Annotated in this window: 5 protein-coding genes and 1 rRNA gene; 3 read left to right on the top strand and 3 right to left on the bottom strand. The window is 68.8% G+C overall.

Features of this window, described 5'->3' with window-relative positions; translation table 11 throughout:
• Both rrf and ACR4XJ_RS14805 read left to right on the top strand, forming a co-directional pair.
• Window positions 1-105 (top strand): 5S ribosomal RNA (gene rrf, locus ACR4XJ_RS14810); the annotation flags it as partial.
• Between the two features lie 220 nt (window positions 106-325).
• Entirely contained in the window at window positions 326-1,534 is a 1,209-nt protein-coding gene (locus ACR4XJ_RS14805) for a benzoate/H(+) symporter BenE family transporter (protein WP_434755930.1), read from the top strand.
• Between the two features lie 41 nt (window positions 1,535-1,575).
• On the opposite strand, the gene ACR4XJ_RS14800 is transcribed toward ACR4XJ_RS14805, so the two are convergent.
• Both ACR4XJ_RS14800 and ACR4XJ_RS14795 read right to left on the bottom strand, forming a co-directional pair.
• Complete coding sequence (locus ACR4XJ_RS14800) at window positions 1,576-2,793, bottom strand: HDOD domain-containing protein (RefSeq protein ID WP_434755929.1); 1,218 nt, start codon at window positions 2,791-2,793, stop codon at window positions 1,576-1,578.
• 393 nt (window positions 2,794-3,186) lie between these two features.
• Window positions 3,187-4,875: a long-chain fatty acid--CoA ligase gene (locus ACR4XJ_RS14795; RefSeq protein WP_434755928.1), complete on the bottom strand. Its 1,689-nt coding sequence runs from the start codon at window positions 4,873-4,875 to the stop codon at window positions 3,187-3,189.
• Between the two features lie 342 nt (window positions 4,876-5,217).
• Here ACR4XJ_RS14795 and ACR4XJ_RS14790 point away from each other — a divergent pair, with 342 nt between their 5' ends.
• Window positions 5,218-5,523, top strand: a complete 306-nt coding sequence (locus ACR4XJ_RS14790; RefSeq protein ID WP_434755927.1) for a Dabb family protein — start codon at window positions 5,218-5,220, stop codon at window positions 5,521-5,523.
• A 373-nt stretch (window positions 5,524-5,896) separates the two neighbouring features.
• Here ACR4XJ_RS14790 and trhA read toward each other — a convergent pair whose 3' ends face one another.
• Complete coding sequence (gene trhA / locus ACR4XJ_RS14785) at window positions 5,897-6,544, bottom strand: PAQR family membrane homeostasis protein TrhA (protein WP_434755935.1); 648 nt, start codon at window positions 6,542-6,544, stop codon at window positions 5,897-5,899.
• Window positions 6,545-6,738: the final 194 nt, after the last annotated feature.

Here is a 6,738-nt window from a genome sequence, read left to right as displayed (position 1 = left end):
ATGGAGGAGGGGGTACACCCGATCCCATTCCGAACTCGGAAGTTAAGCCCTCCATCGCCGATGATACTGCGTATTCGTGCGTGGGAAAGTAGGCCGATGTCAGCACTTTTTCTTTCCGGGAGGCGCGTCCAACCGCGCACTCCCACCGCTTCACGCAAAGGCCCCGGCAGAGCAATCGCCGGGGCCTTCGTGCGTTCAAAGGATGGGGGAGGGGGCGGGCGTTGCCTTGACGCTGCAACTCGGGCGGTGCTAGCACCGGGGCCTCATGCCGCGTTTCCGGCCCTTTTCGCGGCCCTGAATGCGACCCGGAACGCAGGAGGTCCGCATGTTGAAGCGCACCCTGTCCGAATCGTCCCTCTCCGCCCTTGTGGCGGGCTTGGTCGCGGTCATCGTCTCCTACGCCGGGCCTGCCGCGCTGATGTTCCAGGCCGCCGATGCGGCGGGCCTGTCGCAGGCCCAGCTGTCCAGCTGGATCTGGGCCATTTCCATCGGCAGCGGGCTGACCGGCATCGGCCTCAGCCTGTGGTACCGCGCGCCGGTGATCACCGCGTGGTCCACCCCCGGCGCGGCGCTGCTGGCCGCCGGGTGGACCGCCTACAGCTATCCCGAGGCCATCGGCGCGTTCATCGCCGTGGGCGTGGCCATCACCGTGTTCGGGGTCACCGGACTGTTCGCCGCGTTCATGGACCGCATTCCCAAGGCCGTGGTGTCGGCCATGCTGGCGGGCATCCTGTTCCGGTTCTGCGTGGACGTGTTCACCCGGTTGCAGGCCGCTCCGCTGCTGGTGGCCCCAATGCTGCTGGTGTGGCTGGCGGCCCGCCGCCTGGCCCCGCGCTATGCCGTGCTGCTGCCGTTGCTGGCGGGCCTTGTGGTGGCCGGGGCCGCCGGGCAGCTTTCGTTCGGCGCGGTGAGCGCCGCGCCCGCCGTGCCGGTGCTGACCATGCCCCACTTCAGCATGGGGGCGCTGCTGGGCCTTGGCGTGCCGCTGTTCGTGGTGGCCATGGCCGGGCAGAACGCCACGGGCCTCGGGGTCATGCGCGCATCCGGCTACGACACCCCCGGCAGCCCGCTGGTGACGTGGACGGGCGTGGTCTCCACCCTGCTCGCGCCGTTCGGCTCGCACGGGGTGAACCTTGCGGCCATCACCGCCGCCATCTGCACCGGGCCGGAGGCCCACGCGGACCCGGCGCGGCGCTACTGGGCGGGCATCTTCTGCGGCGGGTTCTACCTGCTGGTGGGAACCTTTGGCGCAACGCTGGTGGGGCTGTTCACGGCCCTGCCGCAGGCGCTGGTGGCCGTGGTCTCCGGCCTTGCCCTGCTGGGCGCCTTTCTGGGCGGGCTGACCCAGGCCACGGAAGATCCGGTGTACCGCGAAAGCGCCATCATCACCTTTCTCGTCACCGTGTCCGGCGTGAGCCTGCTGGGTATCGGCTCGTCGTTCTGGGGGCTGCTGGCGGGCCTGCTGGCCGGGGCGGTGCTGGTGGGGCCGCAGGCCCGTGTGGAGGCGGCCATGCGGGTGACGGCGCGCAGGTAGAAGGGGGTGGACGCGCGCGGTCAGGGGGGGAGCGCCGCCGGTCAGGCCGTGGCGTCGCCGAAAAGGGCCTGCTCCATGGCCTCGGTGTCGGCCAGCACGTGCCCCACCAGCGAGGAGAAGTCCGCCGGGGTCAGCTTCACCCGGTCCAGCGCACCGTGCGCGGGCTGGCGCAGCAGTTCGTCGCCGGGCATGTGGTTGCCCAGGGCCACGGCGATGAAGTCGCCCAGGTGCACGTACAGGCTGAGGTCGGACCATTCGCGGGCATCCGGGCCGTGGTGCTGTTCCGCCGCCTCGGCCACGGTGTCGCCCAGCCGCCAGGCGTCCAGCAGGCGGCGTCCGATGTCGCAATGGTCGTAGCCCAGCAGTTCGCGCTCGGCCGCCTGGATGGGCATGGCCCCGTCCAGGGCGCGGCGCGCGACCTGGGCGGCAAGGTCCGGAAGGTTGCCCATCAGCAGCAGGTGGCCGATGTCGTGCAGCATGCCCGCCACGAACGCCCTGCCGGGGTCGGCTCCGCCGCAGGCCACGGCCAGCGCGCGGGCCGCCGTGGCCGCGCACGCCGCGTGCCGCCAGAAGGTGCGCCGGGCCGCCACGTCGCGCGGGGTCATCAGGCGCATCAGCGAGGCGGCGGTGACCAGGCTGAGAATCTGGCGCATGCCCAGCATCATCACGGCGCGCTGCACGGTTTCCACCGGCACCAGCGGGGCGTGCAGGGGGCTGTTGGCGATCCGCAGCACGGCGGCGGTCAGGTAGGTGTCGTGCTGGATGACGCGGGCCACGTCGTCGGGGGTGGCGTCATCCGATGTGACCAGTTCGCTCAGGCGCTGGATAACCTCGGGCGGGGTGGTCAGGGCCGGGCGGCGGGCCAGCAGCGCGGTCAGCGATGGCGCTTCCAGACGGGCCGTTACGGAACGTCCGCCCGGAAGCCCGGCGGGCGCGGCAGCCGGGCGGCGGACATCCGTCCGGGGATCGCGCCGGGCGGCGGCTTCCGCGTCGCGCAGCAGGCGCGCACGGGCCCAGCGCGCAAGTTCGGCCAGCAGGGGATGGGCCAGGTCCACATGGGCGAAGCGCCGGGCCAGCGCCGCGTCAGCCCATGCCGCATGGGCGGAACCGACCTGAGCGCCACTGTCTGGACCGCCACTGTCCTGAGCGCCACCGTTCGGGCCGTGGGGCGGCCGGTTGGGCGCGGCGCCAGCCTTGGGGGCGGGGGCGGCAATGGGGGAGGCGGAGGCGCGAGGCTTTCCGCTGCGGAAGAAACCCATGGTGTGGCCGGAGGTACCGCGCGGGGCGCGGGCAGAGTGTGTCCGTCAGACTGACGGATATCGCAGAGCGCGCGGCTTGGAAAGCGGGTACTTACGGGCGCGGGGGAGCCCAAAACGCAGAACGGCTTGCGGACCGCCCGCAAGCCGATTTCTGCGTCATGCAAAGAAAGGAAGGATGTCTCTGTTACTGCATGGGGCGTGCCAACGGGTGCATGCCGGAATATTTTTCAATAACAGTGTGAAATCATGATGTTTAAGTCTTCGCGGTGCGCCCGACAGCTTGCGCATCCCGCGTGCAGGAAGTTGAACCGGCCTTTCCCGGCCCCCCGGCGCGGCCAAGAAATTTGACCGCCCGGCGCGCCCCGTGGATGCCCCGCCGGAGGGTTCGCCCGCCTATTGCTCCACGTACAGGTAGCGCTTGATCTTGTGGGTGGGCGTCTTCTCGAAGGGCTCGGTCTGCTCGATGACCTTGTGCAACCGCGCGAAGGTGGACACCTTGCTGTTCACGTCGTTGCGCAGTTCTTCCAGCAGTGCCGCCACCTTGTCGCGGGCCTTGGCGGCGGGCAGGCCGCCGAATTCCTCGTCCAGCCGCGCGTAGTCCAGGTGGATGCGCGCCGCCAGCCGTCCGTCCAGCTGGAACACCAGCGATTCCAGCACGTACGGCGACTGCTGGATGATCGCCTCCACTTCTTCGGGGTAGATGTTCTCGCCGCTGGGGCCCACGATGACGTTCTTCAACCGTCCCTTGATGTACAGGTAGCCGTCGCGGTCGAACTTGCCGAGGTCGCCGGTGCGGAACCACCCGTCCTCGGTGAAGACGGACGCAGTGATTTCCGGGGCCTTGGCGTACTCGCGCATCACGTTGGGGCCGCGCACCAGTATTTCGCCCTCGCCGGTGGCCGGGTCGGGCGCGTCGATGCGCACCTCCACCCCGGTCAGGGGCCAGCCGGTGGCGGTCAGCCGGGTGTCGGCCGGGCCGCAGCCCGCGACAAGTGGAGAGGTTTCGGTCAGGCCGTAGCCGATGGCGTAGGGAAAGCCCGCCTCGCGCAGGAAGCGCTCCACATCGGGCGCGATGGCCGCCCCGCCGATGCAGAAGATGCGCAGTTCCCCGCCGAAGGTCTGGAGCAACTTCTTGCCCGCCATGGCGTGCAGCTTGCGCCGCACGAAGGGCAGCCCGTACAGCCACCGTTTCAGCCAGGTGTCGGTGAACTTGGGCAGCACGGCGGACTTGAAGATCTTCTCGATGACCAGCGGCACCGACAGCATGGCCGTGGGCCGCACCTGGGCCAGGGCGGGCAGCAGGGCCCGCGCCGTGGGCGGCTTGTCCATGTAGTGCACGTGCGCGCCGTTGAGCACCGGCAGCACCAGGCCCAGGGTACATTCGTAGGTGTGCGACAGGGGCAGGATGGACAGCATGCGGTCGCCGGGGGCGATGCGCACGATGGACTTCACCGCGTCGGCGTCCCACACGATGTTGCGGTGGGTCAGCACCACGCCCTTGGAGTGGCCGGTGGTGCCCGAGGTGTAGATGATGGCCGCCACGTCGTCCTCGCCCGGCTCCTCGGGGGCCAGATGGGTGAGGCGCATGGCCTTGTCGCGCAGCCGCCGGAACTCGCGCATGCCGCGTTCCTTGAGCTCGCGCAGCTTGTCGCGCGTGGCGCCCTGCTGCACGGGGTGGAAATTTTCTATCTGGATGAGTTCCGGCGGGGTGTCGAACTGGCCGTCCTCCAGCTTGGGGAACAGCCGCTCGGAGACGAACACCACCTTGGCTTCCGAGTGGCGGATGATGTGGTGCACGGCGTCCGCGTGGAATTCCGGCAGGATGGGCACGGCCACGGCGCCCATGGCGGTGATGGCGAAATAGGCGATGCCCCAGTTGGGCATGCTTTCCGAAAGGATGGCCACCCGGTCGCCGCGCGCCACGCCCTGTTCCGCCAGCAGGGCGGACACCGTGGTGGCGTGTTCGAGCAGTTCGCGGAAGGTTATCGGCGTGCCGCCGATCTGCGACAGCGCGGGCTGGTCCGCGAACAGTTCGGCGCTGCGCTCCAGCACCCGCCTGAGGGTAAGCGTCTGCAACTCCATGCAAGCTCCTTCATGTGAGACTTCACGGATGTACGGCAAAGCCGGGTTTGCCGCAATCCCATGCGACGCGGCAGAGGGCGGGGAACGCGGCGTGCCGCCGTAACGTCACGGAAGGGAGCGGTGCGGCAGGGTGCGACAGGGCGTTGCAGTGGCCGGGCGTGCGCATGCCTGTACCGGGAACGCGGGTCCGGGGAAGGGCGTGCCGGGCCGTGACGGTTCGCGCTTGCGCGAAATGCGGCAACTGCCCCAGTGGACGGATATGCCCGCACCGGTTGACCACGCAGCCCGTCGTGTCGCATACCGGATGGACCATCCAAACCCCAACGCCACACGAGGTTTCCCATGCTCAAGCATATCGTCTGGTGGACCCTGAAGGACGAGGCCGAAGGCGCCTCCGCCGCCGAGAACGCCGCGACGATGAAGGCCATGCTCGACCCGCTCATGGGCAGGATTCCCAGCCTGAAGGGGCTGGAGGTGAGCACCACCTTTCTCGGCACCACCACCGAGCCGGTGCAGATCATCCTGGTGTCCACCCACGACGACGCCGAAGGGCTGAAGGCCTACGCCGAACACCCCGAGCACGTGAAGTGCGTGGACTTCATCAAGAAGATTGTGGCCAGCCGCAAGGCCATCGACTACACGGTGTAGGGGCTGTATCTAACTAGTCCTTTCGCCCGTTGGCTGCGTCAAACTTCGCCTGTCATGGCTTTGCTGTCCTCATCCGTAAGACTCGCAAGCTCGTCTAACGGCTGAGGCTCGGTCGAATACGATAAGAGCGCGTTGCGGTCCTCATCCGTAAGGTTCGCAAGCTCGCCTAACGGCTGAGGCATACTCCCCCATGGCAGGCTCGTTTTCCTTGCCAACGAACGAAAATCCTGAGTTAGAAACAGCCCCTGGCCCGCGCCAGCGCGCGGACACGCAATCAGACGGGGAGGCGCGCCAATGGGCGTGCCTCCCCGTTTCATTTCGGGAAATGTCGAGAGGGGGGGCGGGACGTTGCCGCCGCACTCCGCGCGGGCGGTTACAGCACGCTGACGTAGGAATACATGACCACGAAGTGGCAGAAGCTGCCCGCCATCACGAACAGGTGGAAGATCTCGTGGAAGCCGAAGTGCCGGAAGCGGTTGGGGCGCTTCAGCGCGTAGATCACCGCGCCCGCGGAATAGAACGCGCCGCCCGCCACCAGCCAGGCCAGCGCGCCCGCTTGCAGGTTCATGACCAGCGGGTAGATGCCCGCCAGGGCCATCCAGCCCATGCCCAGGTAGATGCCCGTGGACACCCAGCGCGGCGCGTGCAGCCAGAACACCTTGGTGAAGATGCCCGCCACGGCCACCGCCCACACGCAGCCGAACAGCGACCAGCCCCACGGCCCACGCAGCGGGATGAGGCAGATGGGCGTGTAGGTGGCCGCGATGTAGACGAAGATCATGGAATGGTCCACGCGGCGCATCAGGCGCACGCCCCGTTCCCGCAGCGGCAGCCAGTGGTACAGGGTGCTGGCCGTGTACAGCAGCACCATGGACACCCCGAAGACGGAAAAGGTCACCACGTGCCACGGCAGCAGGGGCGAGGCCGCGCGCACCACCAGCAGCACCGTGCCCAGCACGGCCAGCAGCGCGCCGATGCAGTGGGTAAGGCCGCTGACCGGGTCGCGCAGGCTGCCCACCATGCGGCGCAACAGCGAGGTCGTGGGGGAGGGATGCAGGGCTGCGGTCATGCGGGTGTCCTCCTGTCGGGGGCACTGGGGGAAGGGCGCGGCTGGCGCGGAATGCGGGCGGGAATGCACCGCCCCGTGCCGCTGGCATAGCCGGTTTCCGGCCTGCCGTCACCTGACAGCGGGCGGCCCCTGTCCGGACTGTCCGG

This window comes from Nitratidesulfovibrio sp. D1, from assembly GCF_051133415.1.
GTDB lineage: Bacteria > Desulfobacterota > Desulfovibrionia > Desulfovibrionales > Desulfovibrionaceae > Cupidesulfovibrio.
This window is presented reverse-complemented; position numbering and strand designations above follow the sequence as displayed.

Bases quoted from the DNA above. Each gene is read 5' to 3' on its own strand.
- ACR4XJ_RS14800 (WP_434755929.1), bottom strand. From the start codon at position 2,793: ATGGGTTTCTTCCGCAGCGGAAAGCCTCGCGCCTCCGCCTCCCCCATT.
- ACR4XJ_RS14790 (WP_434755927.1), top strand. From the start codon at position 5,218: ATGCTCAAGCATATCGTCTGGTGGACCCTGAAGGACGAGGCCGAAGGC.
- trhA (WP_434755935.1), bottom strand. From the start codon at position 6,544: ATGGTGGGCAGCCTGCGCGACCCGGTCAGCGGCCTTACCCACTGCATC.
- ACR4XJ_RS14795 (WP_434755928.1), bottom strand. From the start codon at position 4,875: ATGGAGTTGCAGACGCTTACCCTCAGGCGGGTGCTGGAGCGCAGCGCC.
- ACR4XJ_RS14805 (WP_434755930.1), top strand. From the start codon at position 326: ATGTTGAAGCGCACCCTGTCCGAATCGTCCCTCTCCGCCCTTGTGGCG.